The organism is Burkholderia sp. RF4-BP95 (assembly GCF_001521985.1).
Taxonomy (GTDB): domain Bacteria; phylum Pseudomonadota; class Gammaproteobacteria; order Burkholderiales; family Burkholderiaceae; genus Burkholderia; species Burkholderia diffusa.
The window spans coordinates 1-2,310 of sequence record NZ_LOSX01000078.1; the positions used below are offsets into that span (position 1 = coordinate 1).

The 2,310-nt window shown below is 64.6% G+C and carries 3 protein-coding genes and 1 pseudogene; all 4 read left to right on the forward strand.

The features are described from left to right. Positions 1 to 204: pseudogene (locus WS46_RS36165) on the forward strand (virion morphogenesis protein); the annotation flags it as partial. Between the two features lie 201 nt (positions 205 to 405). Then, positions 406 to 1,515, forward strand: a complete 1,110-nt coding sequence (locus WS46_RS26790) for a phage protease (RefSeq protein ID WP_059692312.1) — start codon at positions 406 to 408, stop codon at positions 1,513 to 1,515. Positions 1,516 to 1,581: 66 nt separating this feature from the next. Next, a complete protein-coding gene (locus WS46_RS26795; RefSeq protein WP_059692313.1) occupies positions 1,582 to 1,992 on the forward strand; it encodes a hypothetical protein in 411 nt (136 codons plus the stop codon). 42 nt (positions 1,993 to 2,034) lie between these two features. Then, a partial coding sequence (locus tag WS46_RS26800) for a Mu-like prophage major head subunit gpT family protein (RefSeq protein ID WP_179949188.1) occupies positions 2,035 to 2,310 on the forward strand: 276 nt, incomplete at its 3' end.

Consider the following 2,310-nt stretch of genomic DNA (forward strand, 5'->3'; position numbering starts at 1 on the left):
ATGATCATGCGCCAGGCGGACCATCCGCACCTGGCCGTGTTCGCGAAGAACAGCCACAAGCGGGTCAAGATCGTGAAGTGGACCCGCAGCCAGGGCTGGACGATCAAGATTCCGGCGCGTCCGTTCTTTGCGCTGACCGAATCCGACAATATCGGGATCGAGTCAGAGGTCACCGCGTACCTGCGCCGCCTGTTCGATCAGTAATCCGCTCGCCCGATTTGAGCGGTTTTCAGGGGCCGGATAGGCGCAGATAGCCAGATGGGGGCGTGAGGGCCGTTAAACCCCCGTTAAAATCGGTCCTAGCGGCATTCACTTCCCACCACTCCCCCCGCACGAGTCAACCGGTGCGTTCCCAGTGACACCGGTCCCGTTATTTTTCCCCCGGCCGGTCGCCAACATGGCGGCATGGCTATCTTCTTCATCGCGGCGCTTTCGTCGCAAATCCAATCGACCGGCACGGCGCTCAAGCTGCTGCCGGCTGGCGAGTTCCGTGCACGGGACGGTCGACCGACCGAGTGCGCCGCGTGGCGACTCGACGCTGCCGGCGCGGAACGTCTGATCGCGGCAGCAAACGCCCGGCAGACCCGCTATGTGATCGATTACGAGCACCAGACGCTGAACTCGGCGAAGAACGGCCAGCCCGCGCCGGCCGCTGCATGGTTCAAGACGCTGGAATGGCGCGAAGACGACGGCCTGTACGCGATCGACGTGCAATGGACCGCTCGCGCCTCCGCCATGATCGAAGCGGACGAATACGGTTATCTCTCCCCTGTGTTCGCCTTCGACAAGGCGGGCAACGTGACCGCGCTGCTCAACGCGGCGCTGACCAACGATCCCGCGCTCGACTGCCTGGACGAAGTGCAGCTCACGGCTGCCTGCTCGGCCATGTCGAGCGTGATCGGCTCCGCCGCCCACGCGGCGCTTTCCTCTGTCCCACCTTCCGAGGCTTCCAATATGAATGAACTCCTGGAGCGGCTCCAATGGCTGCTGAATCTGCCCGTCGGCTCGACCGCCGAAGACATCACGGCGCAACTCAATAAGTTGATCGACATGCTGTCCGACGGCCAAGGCACTGCTGCCGCCAGCGCAAACCTGCCCGTCCTGCTCGAATCGCAGCGCGCGCAGATCGCGACGCTGTCGGCCAACCAGGTCGACCCCGCGCGCTTCGTGCCGATTTCGGTGATGACCGACCTGCGCGCGCAGCTCGACGCAGCCAACGCAAAGCTCACCGGCAACGAAGTCGAGGAACTGGTGACGGCCGCGCTGAAGAACGGCCGGCTGCTGCCCGCCCAGGAGAACTGGGCGCGCGACCTCGGCAAGAGCAACGTCGCCGCGCTGAAGCAGTTCATCGCGACGGCGCAACCGATCCAGGCGCTCAACGGCACGCAGACGGGTGGCAATCCGCCGGCCGGTGACAAAACGGACGCGAATGCACTGTCCATCGAAGACCTCGCCGTGTGCAAGGCGCTCGGCCTCGACCCGGCGACGTACAAGACGTCGCAGCCGGCCGCCTGACGGCGCGCGCGGCAACTCGCTTCGCTTCCATCGGCAACGCATTTTCACTTCTACCAGGAGATTCACATGACTGCATTGACCGCCGACCGCGACACCGTCGCCCGGGCCGGCCTGCTGTTCAGCTACCCGGCCACAGGCGGTGTGCTGTTCTTCACCGGCGCGATCGCCGCGATCGACACGGCGACCGGCCTCGCGACCAAGGGCGCGGAATCCACCACGCTCAAGGGCGCGGGCATCGTCCAGGAACAGGTCGACAACACGGCCGGCGCAGACGGTGCCGCGAACGTGACGATCCGGCGCGGCCAGTGGCGCGTCGCGAATTCGGCCGGCGCGGACCAGCTCACGCTGAAGGACGTCGGCATGCCCGCGTACATCGTCGACGATCAAACAGTGGCGAAGACGGATGGCGACGGCAAGCGCTCGGTCGCCGGCACCGTGGTCGACATCGACCCGGCCGGCGTCTGGATCGCGTTTTAACGCGACCCGCCACACCTCTCGACTACTCCATAAGGAAAGCACATGGAAATCAATCGCGCCAATCTGCGCGCCCTGTTCACGGGATACAACACCGTATTCCAGCAAGCGTTCGACGGTGCGCAGTCCGACTGGAACAAGGTCGCCATGCCCGTGCCGTCCACTACGTCGCAGGAAGTCTATCCGTGGCTCGGCCAAACCACGCGCTTCCGCGAATGGATCGGCGATCGTGTGATCCAGAACTTGGCATCGCACGACTTCTCGATCAAGAACAAGCCGTTCGAGAACACCGTCGGCGTCGATCGCGAGGCAATCGAAGAC

Bases quoted from the DNA above. Each gene is read 5' to 3' on its own strand.
- WS46_RS26790 (WP_059692312.1), top strand. From the start codon at position 406: ATGGCTATCTTCTTCATCGCGGCGCTTTCGTCGCAAATCCAATCGACC.
- WS46_RS26795 (WP_059692313.1), top strand. From the start codon at position 1,582: ATGACTGCATTGACCGCCGACCGCGACACCGTCGCCCGGGCCGGCCTG.